This is a genomic window from Streptomyces sp. NPDC093252, assembly GCF_040683675.1.
Classification (GTDB): domain Bacteria; phylum Actinomycetota; class Actinomycetes; order Streptomycetales; family Streptomycetaceae; genus Streptomyces.
The window spans coordinates 221352-237656 of the sequence record NZ_JBFBEM010000003.1 but is presented as its reverse complement, the minus strand read 5'-3'; the positions used below and the strand labels follow the sequence as shown (position 1 = coordinate 237656).

The window sequence follows — 16305 nt, the reverse complement described above, 5'->3', positions numbered from 1 at the left end:
GCCGTATCACTAGGACACGATCTGGCCTATTGGGGTCCTAACGTGCTCTCATGACTTCCAGCGAGACAACGCACATGCACACCCGGCGGGAGCAGGGCGGGGCGGGGGACCGGAGGCGCTGGTTCGCGCTCGCCATCGTGATGACGGCGGCCTTCATGGACCTCGTCGACGTCACCATCGTCAATATCGCCGTCCCCGCGATCCAGCGGGACGAGGGCGCCAGCTTCAGCCAGATCCAGTGGATCACCGCCGGATACGCGCTCGCCTTCGCCGCCGGGCTGATCACCGGCGGACGGCTCGGTGACATCTACGGCCGCAAGCGGATCTTCCTGATCGGCGTCGGCGGCTTCACCCTGGCCTCCGCGCTCTGCGGCCTCGCCGCGAACCCGGAGGTGCTGGTCGCCTCCCGGATCCTCCAGGGCGGCACGGCCGCGCTGATGGTGCCGCAGGTGCTGGCCATCGTGCACGCCACCTTCCCGGCGCACGAACGCGGCAAGGTCTTCGGGCTGTTCGGCGCGATCGTGGGGCTGGGCGCGGTGTCCGGGCCGCTGCTGGGCGCGCTGCTGACGGAGTGGAACCTGTTCGGTCTGGAGTGGCGGCCGATCTTCCTGATCAATCTGCCGGTGGGTGTGGCCGCGCTGATCCTGGGGAGCCGGTTCATCGCCGAGTCGAAGGCGCCGCGGGCGCTGCGCCTGGACCTGGTCGGGGTCGTCCTGGTCACCGCCGCGCTGCTGATGCTGGTCTATCCGCTCACCCACGGCCGCGAGAACGACTGGCCGGTCTGGGGCTTCGTCTCGATGGCGGGCTCGCTCGGGGTGTTCGCGGCGCTGGTGGCGTACGAGCGGCGCAAGTCGGCGCGGGACGGGTCGCCGCTGGTGGAGCTGTCGCTGTTCAAGGTGAAGAGCTTCGCGGCGGGGATCGCCGTGCAGACCGTGTTCGGTGTGGTGATGGGGGTGTTCTTCCTGGTCTGGACGCTCTATATGCAGATCGGGCTGGGCTGGTCGGCGCTGCGGGCGGGGTTGACCGGGGTGCCGTTCTCGGTCGCGGTCTCGGTGGCGGCCGGGGTGTCCGTGCAGAAGCTGGTGCCGCGGTTCGGGCGCAAGGTGCTCCAGGCGGGCGCGGCGATCATGGCGGCGGGCGTGCTGCTCTACCTCTGGGAGTCCGGGCGGTACGGGATGGACATCGCGTCCTGGCAGATGGCGCTGCCGCTGATCGTGATGGGCGCGGGCATGGGGCTGATCGTCGCCCCGCTGACCGACGCGGTGCTCTCCGAGGTGCCGCGCGAGCACGCGGGCGCCGCGTCCGGGCTGATGAACACGGTCACGCAGATGGGCAACGCGCTGGGGCTCGGGCTGGTCTCGGTGGTGTTCTTCGGGATCGTCGACGAGCGGATGGCTGATGGGGGGAGCGCCGCCGTGGAGCCGGGTGCCGGGGGGCCGGGCGCCGAGGGGCTGGGCGCCGCCTATCTGGACGGCTTCCAGAACGCGCTGGGCTGGGTCGCGGGGCTGCTGGTGCTGATCTTCCTGGTGATGTTCGCGCTGCCGGGGCGTCGGGCGGGGGCGGGGGGTGCCGGGGCGCCGGTGGCGGTCGAGCGGGAGCCCGAGCGGGAGCCGGAGTTGGTGTCCTGAGGGGTGTGAGGGGCCTGAGGGGCGGCTCGCTGTCTGTCATGTTTCCTCCGGAAGGGCCCGGCGTCCGAGTGATCGGCGCCGGGTCCTTCGGCGTGGGCGGGTGCTCGCGAACGCTGCACCGAATGCCCGTTCATGTCCGTTTGAGATCCGAACGGGTTTACTTTACGGAAATCGCCCCGTACTCTCCGGCGTAACGGAACCAAAACCACACGATCGGGCATCGGGCATCGGGCATCGAGGCAGGGGAGGCAGGCGGACATGTACGCACCGGAGCGGCAGCAGGAGATCCTCCGGCTCGCGCGGGACGCGGGACGGGTGGATGTGCTGTCGCTGGCCGAGGAGTTCCGGGTGACGGCGGAGACGATCCGCCGGGATCTCAAGGCCCTCGACCGCGCCGGACTGGTCCGCCGGGTGCACGGCGGCGCGATCCCCACCGGTCGGCTGGACTTCGAACCCGACCTCACCGAGCGCGAGTCCACCGCCGCCGACGAGAAGGACCGCATCGCCAGGGCCGCCCTCGCCGAACTCCCCGCCGACGGCACGGTGATCCTCGACGCCGGTACGACGGTGGCGCAACTGGCCGGGGCCGTCCCGCTGGAGACCTCCCTCACCGTCGTCACCCACAGCCTCCCGATCGCCGCCCGGCTCGCCGACCACCCCGGCATCCAGCTCCATCTGGTCGGGGGCCGGGTCCGGCACCGTACCCGTGCCGCCGTGGACGCCTGGGCGCTGCGGGCGTACGCCGAGATCCGCGCGGACGTCCTGTTCGTGGCTGCCAACGGCTTCTCCGCCGGGCACGGCCTGACCACCCCCGACCTCGCCGAGGCCGCCGTCAAGCGGGCGGCGATGGCGGCGGCCCGCCGGGTGGTGCTGCTCGCCGACTCCGCCAAGCACGGCCAGGAGCACTTCGCCCGCTTCGGCGACCTGGACCAGGTGGACCTGCTGATCACCGACAGCGCGCTGAGCCCCGAGGACACCGCCGCGATCGAGCGCGGCGGCACGGAGGTGGTCCGGGCATGATCCTCACCGTCACCCCCAACCCCTCCCTCGACCGCACCTACGAGGTCCCCGCGCTGGAACGCGGTGAGGTGATCCGCGCGAGCGGGGAGCGCATGGACCCGGGCGGTAAGGGTGTGAACGTCTCGCGGGCGGTCGCCGCCGCGGGCCGCCGTACCGTCGCCGTGCTGCCGCTGGGCGGCGCCCCGGGCGCGCTGGTCGCCGAACTCCTCGACGCGCAGGGCATCGAGGTCGCCCCGGTGCCGGTCGCCGGAGCCACCCGCTCCAATATCGCGCTGGCCGAGTCCGACGGCGTCCTGACGAAGATCAACGCACCCGGGCCCGAACTGTCGGCGGCCGAGCGGGAGGCGCTGCTCGCCACCGTCCGGGAGCGCTCGGCGGGCGCCGCGTGGATCGCCTGCTGCGGCAGCCTCCCGCGCGGCCTCGCGCCCTCCTGGTACGCCGAGGTGGTCGCGCGGGCGCACGACGGGGGCGCGCGGATCGCCCTGGACACCTCCGGGCCCGCCCTCCTCGACGCGCTGCGCGCCCGCCCCGATGTGGTCAAGCCCAACGCCGAGGAACTCTCCGCCGCCGTCAACCGCCCCCTCGCCACCGTCGGCGACGCACTGAAGGCGGCCGAGGAACTGCGCGCGATGGGCGCCCGAGCGGTGCTGGCCAGCCTGGGCGCCGACGGGCAGGTGCTGGTGGCGGAGGGGGGCGCGTGGTTCGCGTCCGCGCCGGTCACCGCCGTACGGTCCAATGTCGGCGCGGGGGACTCCTCCCTCGCCGGATTCCTCATCGCGGGCGGCACCGGCCCCGCCGCGCTGGCCTCCGCCGTCGCCCACGGCGCCGCGGCCGTCCAGCTCCCCGGCAGTGTGATGCCGTCCCCGGCGGACCTCGATCCGGGGGCGGTGACGGTGACGGGGGATGTCCCGACGGGGCGCGCGCTGAGGGAGCCGGTGTCGTGATCTCTATCTGCCGTGAGCCGAAGGGGCCGGCCTGCCGTGAGCCGAGGGGCCCGGTGCCGTGATCCTCGCTCTCCTCGTCCCCCTCCACCCGTTCCTCCTCTTCCTCCTCTTCCTCTCCCTCTCCTCCGACTTCCGTCCGGCCCCGCCCGCCTCCCGGGTGATACGCGTGCGAAGGAGCCCGCGATGACCGACCTCATCACCGCGGACCTGGTCGACCTCGACCTGTCCGCCGACACCAAGGAAGCCGCCGCGCGCTCCCTCGCCGAGCGGATGGCGGCGCTGGGCCGGGTGACCGACCTGGACGGCTTCCTCGCCGACGTGGCCGCCCGCGAGGCCCAGATGCCGACCGGCCTGGACGGCGGCATCGGCATCCCGCACTGCCGCAGCGAACATGTCACCGAGCCGACCCTCGCTTTCGGCCGCAGCGCCACCGGCATCGACTTCGGCGCGCCGGACGGCCCGGCCGACCTGGTCTTCCTCATCGCCGCCCCGGCCGGGGCCGACGACGACCATCTGACGATCCTGTCCTCCCTCGCCCGCCAGTTGATGAACGCCGAGTTCACGGCGGCCCTGCGGGCGGTGGGCGACCCGGCGGGCGCGGCGGCGCTGATCCGGGGGGAGGAGCCGGCACCGGAGCCGGAGCCGGGCGGCGCAGATGCCGATGCTGGTGCCGTTGCTGGTGAGGGTTCCGGTGCCGATGAGGGTTCCGGTGGTGACCGGCCCTTCCGGATCGTCGCCGTCACCTCCTGCCCCACCGGTATCGCCCACACCTACATGGCCGCCGAGGCCCTGGAGAACGCGGGGCGCGACGCGGGCGTCGAACTGGTCGTGGAGCCGCAGGGCTCCGCCGGTTTCACCCGCCTCGACCCGGCGGTGATCGAGGCGGCGGACGCCGTGATCTTCGCCCATGACGTCCCCGTCCGGGAGAAGGACCGCTTCGCGGGCAAGCCCACCGTCGATACCGGGGTGAAGGCGGGCATCAACCGCCCCGCCGAACTGATCGCCGAGGCCCGCGAGAAGGCGGCGCGCGGCGGGACCGGCACCCGGGCGTCCGACCCGGGCCGTGCGCCGGGCGGCGGCATCCCGGGTGGCGGCACCCCGGGTGGCCGTACGCCGGTCGCGCGGGCCGGTGCGCCGGGCGAGGGCTATGGCAGCAGGCTGCGCACCTGGCTGATGTCCGGGGTCAGTTACATGGTCCCGTTCGTCGCCGCGGGCGGTCTGCTGATCGCCCTCGGCTTCGCGATCGGCGGCTACGAGATCAATCAGGCGCCCTCGGTGATGGACCACTTCTCCTGGACCCAGGCGGACAGTTGGGGCGCGCTGCTCTTCCAGATCGGCGGGGTGGCCTTCAACTTCCTCGTCCCCGTGCTGGCCGGGTACATCGCCTACGGCATGGCCGACCGCCCCGGTCTGGTGCCCGGCTTCGTCGGCGGTGCCATCTCGCTCACCATCAACGCCGGGTTCCTCGGCGGTCTCGCCTCCGGTCTGATCGCGGGGGCGGTGGTGCTGGCGATCCAGCGGGTCCGGATCCCGGCCTCGCTGCGCGGGATCATGCCGGTGGTGGTGATTCCGCTGATCTCCTCGGCGGTCGTCGGCTTCCTGATGTTCGTGGTGATCGGCAAGCCGATCGCCTCCGCGCAGAGCGCGATGACCGACTGGCTGAACGGCCTCACCGGCACCAACGCCGTCCTGCTGGGCGCCCTGCTCGGCCTGATGATGTGCTTCGACCTCGGCGGCCCGGTCAACAAGGTCGCCTACACCTTCGCCACCGCCGGGATCGCGGTCGCCGCGCCCAGTGACTCCGCGATGAAGATCATGGCCGCGGTGATGGCCGCCGGGATGGTCCCGCCGCTCGCCATGGCGCTGGCCACGACCGTGCGCGGCCGGCTCTTCACACCGACCGAGCGGGAGAACGGCAAGGCCGCCTGGGTGCTGGGCGCGTCCTTCATCTCCGAGGGGGCGATCCCGTTCGCGGCGGCCGACCCGCTGCGGGTGATCCCGGCGTCCATGGCGGGCGGCGCGGTCACGGGTGCGCTGTCGATGACCTTCGACGCGACCCTGCGCGCTCCGCACGGCGGGATCTTCGTCGTACCGCTGATCGGCAACCCGTTCCTGTACCTGATCGCGCTGGCGGCGGGGGTGGGAGTGACGACGGTGCTGGTGGTGGTGCTGAAGAGCCTGCGGGGGCCGGTGGGTCCGGGGGCGGCGGGTACCGCGCCGGGCGAGGGTGCGGCGGCTGCGGCGGGTGAGGTGAAGCGGCCGGTGGCGGCGTAGGCGGGGAGCGCGGGGCGGGGACGGAGATACGTCCCTTTGAGCAGCCTGTGAATTCCTATGAGTGGCTGTGAGTGACTGTGAGCACCTGTGAGTGGCTGTGGGTTGCTGTGAGTCGTTCGCGTGGCCTGCGAGATAGATCACGGTCCGGGGCACAAGTCCCGGGCCGTGCTGTCTACTGGGGTGCATGCCCGAGAACTTCACGCCCCTCCAGTGGGCGGGCACCGCCGTCCTCGTGCTGTGCGCGGTCGTCTGGGTCGTCGCCGTGGTGCGGATCCTGCGCGACGGCCGCTCCGGCTACGCCCTCTGGCACTCCGGCCCGGTCGGGGCGCACACCCTGGCGGCGCTTCCGCAGGGGCGTCAGTCCGCTCCGCCGCTGGAGTCCGTGGAACTGACACCGGCCGAACAGGACGCCTTCGCGGGGCTGGTACGGGGCCTGGAGGAGTCACGGTGAGGGGGTGGGGCGGAGGCGTCCCGCCCCGAAGCGCGAACCGTGCCCGTGCCCGTATCCGTGCTCATATCCGTGCCCGTGCCCGTGCCCGTATCCGTGCCCACGCCTGTATCTGTGCCCGTGCCCGTGCCCGTGCTCAGGGTAAATGCGATGCCCGCCGCTCCATCGCGTCCCGGGCGGCCTCCTCGGTGAGATAGACCTCGCACATGTGCCGGCCGTCCGGGGTGGCCGTGTGCTCGACCTCCCACAGGGAGATCTCCCGGCCGTCGCGCAGCAGGAACGCGTGCTCGTAGAGCGAGAAGCAGAGCCCCGCGCGCCCGGCCCGGCAGGGCCGCCCGAACGCCTGGGTGATCTGGTGGGCGAACGCCGTGGTGAGCAGCGTCGCCGTGGCCGGGTCGGGCCGGTCCGCGTTCTCCGCGCGGCGCAGCACCCGGCGTGCGTGGTCCGCGGAGTCGTCCGGCACATAGGCGTGCCGGGGTCCGGGGACGGGCGGCAGCCGCACCTGCACCGGCAGCTCGAAATCGGGCGTGTCCGGCGGGAGCGGGAGGCGGCCGGTGGCGGCGCGCAGCTCCTCCTCGTCGACATACACCTCGTGCTGCGGGCCGCTGCCCGGTCTGGTGTTGTGCACCAGCTCCCAGAGCGTGCGGGCCGAACCGTCGGCCAGCAGCCAGGTGTGCCGGTACGTCTCCCGGTGCAGGCCCGCGCTGTGGTGCGCGGAGTGCAGGGATGTGTCGTGCGCCAGCGCGCAGTCGAGCTGCCTGATGGTGTCGTCGGGCAGCTCGAAGGAGTTGAGGGCACGGCCGAGCAGTCGCGCGAGATGCTCCTCCGGAGACTCCGGCGACTCAGGTGGTTCGTACGCTGCGGTCTCGTACGGAACGCTCAAGGTTTCTCCCGGCGTTGCTGCGTGTCACCTTGTGGGTGCATACCGTAGCCCCTCGGTCGGACATCATGTCCGGGAACCGAGAAAACGTACGCAGAGAAAACTCACGGGCCGCGCGGGAAGTTCCCGCGCGGCCTGATGGTCCCTCAAGAAGGGCTGGTCAGAAAGGGGTTGGGGGGTATCTTTGCGGATCGTTGGGGAACGTGGGGCAACCTTGGGAATCGCCGGGGAACCGCCTGGGGATCGCCGCGGGACCGCTGAGGATGGCCAGGGGCGGCCGGGGGCGGTTGAGGACGGCCGGGGGCGGTTGAGGGTAGTTGGGGGCGGTCCGGGATGGTTGGGGATGGTGGGGACCGCGCTGGAGATCCGGATGATCAGCTCGCGCTGCCGGCGATCCATTCGCTCCAGGCCATGTTCCAGCCGTTGAGGCCGTTGTCGGGGGCGATGGTGTCGTCGGGGGAGTTCTTGACCACGACCACGTCCCCGATCAGGGAGTTGTCGAAGAACCACTTGCCGTCCGTGGCGCCCTGCGCCCCCTGGACGTCCGCGAGGCCGACGCAGCCGTGGCTGGTGCCCTGGACGCCGAAGGGCGGGTTGCCCTTGGGGTACCAGTAGTTGCCGTGCACGAAGGTGCCGGAGGTGGAGAGCCGCATGGCGTGCGGGACGTCCGGGATGTCGTACTCGCCGCCGAAGCCGACCGTCGACCCGTCCATCCGGGTCTCCTCGAACTTCTCCGAGATCACCATCTGCCCGTTGTAGGTGGGATTCTCGGCGCTGCCCGCGGAGATCGGCACCGACTTCACCGTCTTGCCGTCGCGCTCGACGGTCATGGTCTGGGTGTTCACATCGACGGTGGAGACCTGGGAGCGGCCGATGGTGAAGGTGACGCTCTTCTTCTGGACCCCGAAGACACCGTTGGCGCCTTCGACGCCGTCCAGGTCGATCTTCATGGTGACCTTCGACCCGGCCTTCCAGTACTCCTCCGGCCGGAAGTCGAGCCGCTGGTCGCCGAACCAGTGCCCGACGACCTCCTGACCGCTGCTGGAGGTGACCGAGATGCCGGACTGCACGGACTTCTTGTCGCTGATCGCCTTGTCGAAGGTGAACGACACGGGCATGCCGACGCCGACGGTGGTCCCGCCGTCCGGGGTGTAGGTCCCGATGAAGCTGTTGGCGGTGGTGACGGTCGTGAACACCGAGTCGGAGGCGGTGGCCCGCCCGTCGGTCCCCTCGGCCTTCGCCGAGATCCGGTACTTGGTGCCGCGCTCCAACTGCTCCTCCGGCTTCCAGCTCCCCCCGTCGCCCGCGACCTTCCCGGCCACCGCCTCGCCCGTACCGACATCGGTCATGGTGACCTCGGTCAGCTTGCCGCCGGTCACCTCGACCCCGGTGGAGTTGATCGACGCCCCCGTCGAACCGTCCTTCGCCGAGATGACGATCCGCGCCCCGGCGGGCCGCGCAGATTCCTTCCCGCCGCTGCCCCCCTTGTCGTCATCGGCGTTGGCGCTGCCCCCGCACGCGGTCAGCACCAGCCCACCGACCACCAGGGCCGCGACGGCCACGATTCCGCGTCGCGTTGCTATGTCCGACGTTGCCACGAGTGACTCCATTTTCCGGTGATGTCCGTGATCCGCTCCCCTGCGCAAGGAGAGAGGGCCGGGCACCGCCCCCGGGTTCCGCCCGACCGGAACGAAGGCGCTCACGTGACAGAACCGGGACAATCTCACGGAACGGGGTCGCGCCGGGGGCGGTTGACCGGCCGGGACGAGCGCCGTTGTGCCCCCCTGCGGCAGGGGTACCGTTCTGAGGTCGACGCAGAACGGAGACCGGTATGCCCCAGCACGGTGCAGACCACGCAGGCGCGCGCATTGCGCGTGTGCGCAAAAATCGCCATCTCACCCAGCGGGAATTGGCGGATCTCTCGCACGTGTCCTACAGCACGCTCACAAAAGTGGAACAGGGCGCCATACCCGCCAGCCCATCGGTCATGGGCGCACTCGCCCGGACTCTCTCGGTGCCGGTCACGGAACTGACCGGGCAGCCCTACCTGGAGGAATTGCGGCAGGACCATCTCGACGGGCTGATCAATCCCATTCGCGAGGCGCTGAACGTCTACGATCTCGGCCCCGATCCGGACGTGGCCCCGCGTACTGTCGAGGAGTTGGAGGAGCACGCCGAGAATCTCTGCGCACTGGTGCGCGCGACGAACATCAAGCGGGTGGCCGCCGAACTCCCGGGTTTGATCTGCGAGGCCACGACGGCGGCACATGTGCACCCCGGCGCCCGTAATTGGCGGGTACTCGCAAGCGTCTATCGGACCGCCTACGACGTGACGACCAAGCTCGGGTTCCCCGACCTGTGCACCGTGGCGCTGGACCGCATGGACTGGGCCGCGCAACGGGCGTCCGATCCACTGCTCGGCGGCATGCGGCAGTATCTCCGCGCCCTGGCCTACCTGCGGGCCAGCGACTACCGGACGGGAAAGCGCCTCGTGGCGCTGGGCGCAGCCGCCTTGCAGCAGGCGGAGCCGGGCCGCGAACGCGATGTCGTGACGGGGCAACTCCACCTCGGGGCAGCGGTGCTCGCGGGCCGTGACAAGGACAGGGACACGGCCGAGGGCCATCTCGGCGAAGCGGCGCGCATCGCGGCACAGACCGGACCGGCGGAGAAGGTGCACTGGCTGTCCTTCGGCCCGACCAATGTCGGTGTGCACCGAGTGAGTGTGCTGGCGGAACTCGACCTCTATCCCGAGGCGGTTCATGAGGCCCAGCAGATCACGCCCCCTGATGACTGGCCCGTTTCCCGTCTGGCGCACCATCACGCGGAAATCGCTCGGGCCGAAATGTGGACCGGTCGCACCGACGCGGCGTTCAGAAGTCTTCTCAGGGCCCGCAAACTGGCTCCGCAGCAGACGCGTTACCACCCGACCGTGCGCGAGACATACGCCGGACTGGAGGCGGCCAAGCGCCGGATGCCGGAGACCTTCGGCAATTTCGGTGCATGGCTGGGAGTGTGACGTGACGTAACGTTATTCAATGGCCGGGGCTATCAATGGAGTCTGATAGTTCCGGCCCTTTTGTATCGGCACTCTGAGGTGAACACAGAAGACCCCCGCGACGCGCGAACGTCCGGGGGCGTGGCCAACCTGAGAGAGCAGGTCAACATGGTGAAGCCTATCCGCCCACTTCCGGCCGGACCGCTGGGCGTCTTATCGCCCGGTACCGGCATGAGCGGGGTCAGGGCCCGGTGAATGTCGGTACCCGACCCGAGCCGGGCGAGTCGCGCATGACGATCGAGACGTACCGGGTCGGCCCGGACGGCAGGCGGAAGGGGCCTGTCCTGCGACGGGTGTTCCGTGCCGCTCCGGGGCCGCTGACGCCGGTCTCGAACCGCTGGCCGCCGTGCCGCTGCCCGCTCTGTCTGTCCGACGTGGGCGCACAGCCGGACGTTCCCGGGTTCGTCGGACGGGATGCCCCCGTACGACGAACCGAACCTGCGAATACTCCGATCCCCACCGCGAGCGGGGTGCTCTCTCGGAACGTGCCCGCGACGGGGCGGTTGCCCGGCAGGGAGCGATAGCCGTTCCCCTCCCCGTGCCAGGGGTACCGTTCTGATGTCGACGCAGAACGGAGATCAGCATGTCTGAGTCCACCGACAGCGCATCATCACTCACCTTTGGACAGCGCGTCCGGCGCGCACGGATACGAGCGGGGAAGACTCGGCCGATCATTGCCGATCGTATGGGTCAGTCGACGGAATGGGTGAAGGCCATCGAGTCCGGCCGTATCGGCATACCGCGCTTTCCCAAACTGCTCCGTCTCGCCCATGCCCTGGGTGTCGAGGACATCACCGAACTCACCGGCGACGAAAGGATCATCGCCACCACATATGCCAAGGCGGAACACGCCACGCTCCCTCTCGTCAAGCAGGCGCTGACGAGTTTCCGCCTGAAGCCCGCCGACCGGCAGCCGGAGCCGGTCGCGGTCCTGGGTGCCCGGGTACGCGAGGCATGGAAACTCTGGCATTCGGCCGACCGCCGCACCGGCATCCGGGACAGGTCCGAAGGTAACCGCACGCGCATCGGAGCCCTGCTGCCCTCACTCCTCGGCGATACACAGCACAGCGCGCGCGTCCTGGAAGGGACAGAACGCCGACGCGCGCTCGTCGCCCTGACCGAGACCTACCACCTCTCCCAACTCTTCCTGTCCTTCCAGCCGGTACCGGACTTGATCACCCTCACCAGCGATCGAGCCATGACCGCAGCTCAGGATGCCGACAGCCCACGAGCGATCGCCGGAGCGGCGTGGTATGTCAACCACGTCCACCGCGATGCGGGGGAAGCCGCGGAAGCCAGGGTGGACCTGGCCGAACAGGCAGTGGCGCTCCTGCCGGACGGCGAGGACCCGGAGCATCTCGCCCGCCAGGGACTTCTCTATCTGGCGGTCGCCTTGTCCTTCGCGAAAACAGGGCAGACGGGAGACGCATGGCACTACTGGGACAAAGCCGATGCCGCCGCACGAACATTGGGCGACGACTACTCCCACCCTTGGCTGGTCTTCGGGCGCGGCATCGTCGACGCCTATGCGATCACCATGCACAACGACCTGGTGCAGCCTGCAAAGGCCCTTGAAGTCGCGGATGCCCTCGACCTCAGCCGTATTCCGTCGGCCACGCGTCGCTCCTACCACCTGATCGAAACCGCACGCGCCTACGGAATGTCCGGCGAGCGGCTCGCAGCGGTCTCTCTGTTGAAGAAGGCGTACGAAGAATCGCCCGAGACGATCACATACAACCTCCACGCCCGTGCCGTGCTGCCGGAACTCGCAAGGTCCGGTCCTCGCATGGTCCGCGAGGACGCGCAAAAACTGGCACGGGACGTGTGCGTGCCCGTGTGACCACACAACGGGGGTAGGAAACGTACCCCTCAGAAAGGGGGTAGAGCCTCTGCCCCCTTCCTGTCTTCCGCGCTCCTAGCGTCGGCAACTCAGACAAGACCCCGGTGGCCTGGCAGGGCCCCGGGGCATGGTCGGACGCCGCAAAGGAGCGCCAACATGCACTACATTGTCCGCCGGGTTTCTGCGAGGTCCCTGAGCGCTCTACCACCCTGCTGCACCTGCCCTTGCCGTTCCCGGCGCGGGGAGCAGGCTCGGTGAACGTCGGTACTCGCCCCGAGTCGGGCGACTCACGGATGACGATCGAGATGTACCGGGTCGGCCCGGACGGCAGGCGGAAGGGGCCTGTCGTGCGGCGGGTGTTCTGCGGTGTTCCGGGGCCGTTGATGCTGGTCTCGGACCGCTGGCCACCGTGCCGCTGCCTGCGCTGCCTGTCCGACGTGGGCGCACAGCCCGACGTTCGCGGGTTCGCCGTACGGGAGGCGTGACGAGATGGCCCTGCGCAAGGAACGACACTGGGAACTGGACGACTCCAGCCACGGCGAGGTCTGGGCCGAATGGCCCAACGACGGCGTGCCCGAACGCGTCGCCGTCCTGCCGGACTGCAACACCCTCAGCGGCCCCACCCCGGAGGACATGGCCTGCATCCTCTACGAGGGTCACCAGGGCTGCCACACCTTCGAGTACAGGGACCCCGACCACGAGACGGACGGGTACGCACCCTCCGCGGAGAGCAGCCCGCGCGGCACCCCGTAGTACCCGCGCCCTCTGTCCGGGGAACGGGCAGACCCCGGACAGAGGGCGGCACCCATCGGCCGATCACCCCTCCGCGCGGCGCCAGGCGCCGTCCCCGCAGGCAGGGCGGGACCCCCTCACCCCGCCCCGTACAACTCCCCGTACGACGGCCACAGGCCACCCCCGGTCTCCACGGAGTGGGCCGCGCGGAGAGCCTTGGTGATGGCCCTGGTGACCGTGTCCGCGCCCGCCGCCAGGATCTCGTTGAGGATCAGGGGTTCCTCCGGGGGGAGCGGGCGCGCGCCCGTCGCCAGGGTGAAGACCGTGTCGCCGTCGTTGAGGAGGTGCACCGGGCGGACCGCGCGGGCGATGCCGTCGTGGGACGTCCCGGCGAGCTTCTGGGCCTGGGCCTTGGAGAGCACCGCGTCGGTGGCGACCACCGCCAGCGTGGTGTTGAGCGGCGGCAGGGAGTTGCGGGCCGCCGCCTCCGCCAGCCTGGCGCGCGCCCGCTCGTGCACCTCCGCCGGCGGATAGGTCACCCGCCCGCCGAACAACTCCCCGTACAGAACCCCCGTCTCCGGATCCACCCCCTCGCCCGCCGCGTTGGCCACCACCAGCGCCGCCACCGTGAACCCCGACTCCGTCACCGTGCTCGCCGTGCCCACCCCGCCCTTCACATGGCCCACCGCCGCGCCCGTCCCCGCGCCCACACAGCCCTCCGCCACCGGCGCCCCGAGCGGTTCGGCCGCCGCCGCCGTCACGGCGTCCCGTCCGGTCGCCGCGTCGGGGCGGGCCCGGAAGACGCCCCCGCGTCCCAGGTCGAAGACGCACGCCGCGGGCACCACCGGCACCACATGCGCCGGGTCCGGGCCCACCCGCACCCCGCGCCCCCGCTCCTCCAGCCAGGCCATCACCCCGGCCGCCGCGTCCAGCCCGTACGCGCTGCCGCCGGTGAGGACGATCGCCTCGACCTTCTGCACCACATTGCGTGGGTCGAGCGCGTCCGTCTCCTTGGTGCCGGGGCCGCCGCCGCGCACATCCACCGCGGCCACCGCCCCGCCCTCCGGCGCCAGCACCACCGTCGTCCCGGTCAGCCGGCCGTCCCCGGCCCGGGTCGCATGCCCCACCCGCAGACCGGCCACATCCGTCAGAGCGTCAACTGTCATACCGCCCAGTCTGGCGGGTGGGGATGCGGATGCGCGTGGGAGTGCGGGTGCGGGTGAGGGTGGGCGTGCGGGTGGGGGTTGGGGCGGAGGTGGAGGTGAGGGCGGGATGAGGGTGAGGTGGATGGGGGAGGGGTGGATGGGGAGGGATGGGCGGCGGAGAGGTGGGCGGGGGTGAGGTGGCCCGGGGTGAGGTGGGCTGGGGAGGCCGGTGGTCTCGTCCCGGCGGTCTCAGGCTGCCGACGCCGGAGCCCCTGCTGTGCGTCCCCGCCCCTTTCCCCGTCCCCGCGCGGTCAGCGTCTCCCCGGCCGCCACCGTCAGGGCCGACACCACCCCGGCCGCGAGGACCGCCCAGTGACCGAGGAAGGTGCAGCAGATCACCAGCAGGGCCGCCGTCGGCAGGACCAGTTGCTGGGTGATGCCCGCCTTGAAGTGGCGTGAGTGCAGCGCCCACACCGCCAGCAGATACAGCGCCGTCGGCAGGGTCACCGCCGCCGAGGCCGCCAGCCTGGAGATGTGCGCCTCGTGCACGGCCTGCTCGACCGCCACCTCCAGACCCCCGCCGATCGCCGCCGCCGACGCGAAGATCAGATAGTGGCCGTAGCCCCAAAGGAACGACTGCCGGTTGCTCCGCAGATGCCCGTGGATCGGCACCACGAAGTAGATCCACCAGGCGGAGAACACGATGAGCAGCCCGCCCGCCGCGATCGGCAGCAGATCGCCCACCGCCTCGTTCTCGTCCACCCCCGATTTCACTGCCACCGTCGCCGCCGCGATCGACTCGCCCAGCACGATGATGGTGAACAGCCCATAGCGCTCCGCGATGTGCCGCGGATGCCAGGACGTGGCGAAACCCCGCTCCGACAGCAGCGGCACACACAACTCGGCGACCACCATCACCAGAAACACCCAGCCCCGCGCCCCCGGCGGCAGCACCACCAGCCCCAGCCAGCCGATCTGGCACACCAGGATGCCGGTCGCGTACCGCAGGGCGCACCGCCGCTCCGGGCCCTCGGCGTTCCTCGCCGCCCGCAGCCACTGGGACGCCATCGCCACCCGCATGATCGCGTAGCCCAGCCAGACCAGCAGGAACTCGTGCTGCTCGAAGGCGCGCGAGATCCCGGCGGCGAGCACCAGGACGCCCGCGATCTGGACCAGCGTCACCACGCGGTACAGCACATCGTCGTTGTCGTACGCCGAGGCGAACCAGGTGAAGTTCATCCAGGCCCACCAGATGGCGAAGAACACCATGGCGTAGTTCAGGATCCCCTTGCCGACCTGCCCCTCGGCCAGCGCGTGCACCAGTTGGACACCCGCCTGGGCGACCGCGACCACAAAGCAGAGGTCGAAGAAGAGTTCGAGGGGGGTGGAGGCGCGGTGCGCCTCGCCACGGCCCCGCGCGGTGAGCGGGCGCAGCGCGCCCGGTGGAGGCGGGGTCGGGGGCGGGGGAGTCGGTGTCGGGCTGGAGGTCATACCTCCCATAACAGCCCACATCGGATCGGAAATCTTGCGCCGACGCTCCCACGGGGGTCCCCGGTCCGGGGCCGTACGCTGGAGGTATGAGTACCGCTTCCGACCCCGAGCCGCGCGCCCCGAAGCCCCCGCTGATCTTCGACGATCCGCTGGACACCCGGTCCTCGGACGACACGGACCGCGGCTGGGGCGAGCGAACCCCTTCGGAGAGCGCCGCCGACGACCTCAAGCGCTTCCTGGACGAGAAGCCGCCCCACCACCTGTGAAGCGCGGCGGCGGAGCGGGACACCCTCCGCGCCACCGCCCGCACCATCGCCCGCGCCGCGGCCCGTCCTGTCGGCCGTCCTGCCGCTTGTCCTACCGTTCGTCGTGGCCCGACCCGCGCTGGGCGACCAGCGCGTCCCGGATCTCCTTGAGCACCTCCAGCTCGCTCACCTCGATCACCTCCTGGGTGCCCTCCTTCGCCTTGCGGCGGGCCTCCACCCGGGCCAGATACTTCGCCATCGGCAGCACCATCAGGAAGTAGACCACCGCCGCCGTGATCACAAAGCTGAGCGCGGCGCCGAGCACCGAACCCCACAGGATCATCACGCCACTGCTGACCGTGCCGTCCGCGGCCTTCTCGCAGGGGCCCTTGAGACAGGAGCTGTAGCTGTCCAGGTTCTGTGTGCCGATCGCGCCGACCAGCGGGTTGATGACGCCCTTCACCACCGAGTTGACGACATTGGTGAAGGCGGCGCCGATGACCACCGCTACTGCCAGATCGACGACGTTGCCGCGTGTCAGAAAGGCCTTGAAGCCGTCCCAGACGCCCGGTTCCTTCTTCTCGCTCACCTCGGAGCCTTCCT

General features: G+C 70.8%; 15 protein-coding genes. 10 read left to right on the top strand and 5 right to left on the bottom strand.

The window, feature by feature from the left end; genetic code table 11:
• Positions 1 to 50: 50 nt before the first annotated feature.
• From AB0O01_RS07030 to AB0O01_RS07010, 5 genes are all read left to right on the top strand, one after another.
• Entirely contained in the window at positions 51 to 1628 is a 1578-nt protein-coding gene (locus tag AB0O01_RS07030) for an MFS transporter (protein WP_365311455.1), read from the top strand.
• A 258-nt stretch (positions 1629 to 1886) separates the two neighbouring features.
• Complete coding sequence (locus tag AB0O01_RS07025; RefSeq protein ID WP_365311454.1) at positions 1887 to 2648, top strand: DeoR/GlpR family DNA-binding transcription regulator; 762 nt, start codon at positions 1887 to 1889, stop codon at positions 2646 to 2648.
• Positions 2645 to 3592 (top strand): 1-phosphofructokinase, encoded by a 948-nt coding sequence (gene pfkB / locus AB0O01_RS07020; protein WP_365311453.1) that lies wholly within the window; start codon positions 2645 to 2647, stop codon positions 3590 to 3592. The genes AB0O01_RS07025 and pfkB overlap by 4 nt, the downstream gene beginning before the upstream one ends.
• Before the next feature lie 183 nt (positions 3593 to 3775).
• Positions 3776 to 5866, top strand: coding sequence for a fructose-specific PTS transporter subunit EIIC (locus AB0O01_RS07015; RefSeq protein WP_365311452.1), 2091 nt, complete (start codon positions 3776 to 3778; stop codon positions 5864 to 5866).
• Positions 5867 to 6050: 184 nt separating this feature from the next.
• On the top strand, positions 6051 to 6317 hold the full coding sequence (locus AB0O01_RS07010) for a hypothetical protein (RefSeq protein WP_365311451.1): 267 nt from the start codon (positions 6051 to 6053) through the stop codon (positions 6315 to 6317).
• 133 nt (positions 6318 to 6450) lie between these two features.
• Here AB0O01_RS07010 and AB0O01_RS07005 read toward each other — a convergent pair whose 3' ends face one another.
• Together AB0O01_RS07005 and AB0O01_RS07000 are read right to left on the bottom strand one after the other, a co-directional pair.
• A complete protein-coding gene (locus AB0O01_RS07005) occupies positions 6451 to 7197 on the bottom strand; it encodes a DUF6227 family protein (protein WP_365311450.1) in 747 nt (248 codons plus the stop codon).
• 371 nt (positions 7198 to 7568) lie between these two features.
• Entirely contained in the window at positions 7569 to 8792 is a 1224-nt protein-coding gene (locus tag AB0O01_RS07000) for an Ig-like domain-containing protein (RefSeq protein WP_365311449.1), read from the bottom strand.
• A gap of 233 nt (positions 8793 to 9025) precedes the next feature.
• Here AB0O01_RS07000 and AB0O01_RS06995 point away from each other — a divergent pair, with 233 nt between their 5' ends.
• From AB0O01_RS06995 to AB0O01_RS06980, 4 genes are all read left to right on the top strand, one after another.
• On the top strand, positions 9026 to 10210 hold the full coding sequence (locus tag AB0O01_RS06995) for a helix-turn-helix transcriptional regulator (protein ID WP_365311448.1): 1185 nt from the start codon (positions 9026 to 9028) through the stop codon (positions 10208 to 10210).
• A 622-nt stretch (positions 10211 to 10832) separates the two neighbouring features.
• Positions 10833 to 12089: a transcriptional regulator gene (locus AB0O01_RS06990; protein ID WP_365311447.1), complete on the top strand. Its 1257-nt coding sequence runs from the start codon at positions 10833 to 10835 to the stop codon at positions 12087 to 12089.
• Between the two features lie 254 nt (positions 12090 to 12343).
• Positions 12344 to 12574, top strand: coding sequence for a hypothetical protein (locus AB0O01_RS06985; RefSeq protein ID WP_365311446.1), 231 nt, complete (start codon positions 12344 to 12346; stop codon positions 12572 to 12574).
• A gap of 4 nt (positions 12575 to 12578) precedes the next feature.
• Positions 12579 to 12842, top strand: a complete 264-nt coding sequence (locus AB0O01_RS06980) for a hypothetical protein (protein ID WP_365311445.1) — start codon at positions 12579 to 12581, stop codon at positions 12840 to 12842.
• A 116-nt stretch (positions 12843 to 12958) separates the two neighbouring features.
• On the opposite strand, the gene AB0O01_RS06975 is transcribed toward AB0O01_RS06980, so the two are convergent.
• Positions 12959 to 13987: a P1 family peptidase gene (locus tag AB0O01_RS06975; RefSeq protein ID WP_365311444.1), complete on the bottom strand. Its 1029-nt coding sequence runs from the start codon at positions 13985 to 13987 to the stop codon at positions 12959 to 12961.
• A gap of 228 nt (positions 13988 to 14215) precedes the next feature.
• Positions 14216 to 15457 (bottom strand): low temperature requirement protein A, encoded by a 1242-nt coding sequence (locus tag AB0O01_RS06970; protein ID WP_365311443.1) that lies wholly within the window; start codon positions 15455 to 15457, stop codon positions 14216 to 14218.
• 86 nt (positions 15458 to 15543) lie between these two features.
• Here AB0O01_RS06970 and AB0O01_RS06965 point away from each other — a divergent pair, with 86 nt between their 5' ends.
• The gene (locus tag AB0O01_RS06965; protein ID WP_365311442.1) at positions 15544 to 15723 is read left to right on the top strand and encodes a hypothetical protein; all 180 of its coding nucleotides are present in this window, start codon (positions 15544 to 15546) and stop codon (positions 15721 to 15723) included.
• Positions 15724 to 15814: 91 nt separating this feature from the next.
• Here AB0O01_RS06965 and AB0O01_RS06960 read toward each other — a convergent pair whose 3' ends face one another.
• Positions 15815 to 16291 carry an MscL family protein gene (locus AB0O01_RS06960; RefSeq protein ID WP_365311441.1) on the bottom strand — a complete coding sequence of 159 codons (477 nt, stop codon included), beginning with the start codon at positions 16289 to 16291 and terminating at the stop codon, positions 15815 to 15817.
• Between the last annotated feature and the right edge of the window lie 14 nt (positions 16292 to 16305).